The 540-nt window shown below is 47.4% G+C and carries 1 pseudogene; it reads right to left on the bottom strand.

What is annotated here, in order from left to right:
- A pseudogene (locus P0106_RS07190) lies at positions 1–540 on the bottom strand (hypothetical protein); the annotation flags it as partial.

Genomic DNA, 540 nt, shown 5'->3' with positions numbered 1-540 from the left:
ATCATCCTTCTTAGGAGCCTGCTTGTCGTCCTGCTTTGAATCCAATGAATCCTCAGTGTACTCGCTGCTACCAAACACAGCCTTCTTCACAGCCTGATACTGAGCCTCAGTAATCTTGCCATCAAGCAAATCATTGTATGCCTTACCAAGCTTCTCAGCACGAGTACCAGCATACTGAGCAAGCAAATCAGGCTGGAACTCATCTACCGTAGGATTCGCAATACCACGCTTACGAGCTTCAGCAGCAACGCCCTCAGCAGAAGAATTATTCAATGTATCGTTTGGATAATCAAGAAGACGGTGAGATTCTGCAGCGTCTTGTTCATCCTCAGCTTTTTGCAACATGGCTTTAAGCTCTTGGTAAGAGCTTGTTTTAGAGGTGCGAATATTATTTGCTACAAAACCAAGTCCACGCTGTTCTGCCTCTTGAGCTAACTGAGTACGCTCAGTATCAGTAGCAGGAACTTTTGCAGCCATTGCTGGGGTTGCCATTGCGAAGCCGGCAAGCAAAGTTGCGCCAGCAGCGAAAGCGGCGATAGC

The sequence above is a fragment of the Gardnerella sp. c11Ua_71 genome (assembly GCF_055818025.1).
Note: the sequence above shows the minus strand (reverse complement) of the source record. Positions and strands in the feature narration are given on the sequence as shown.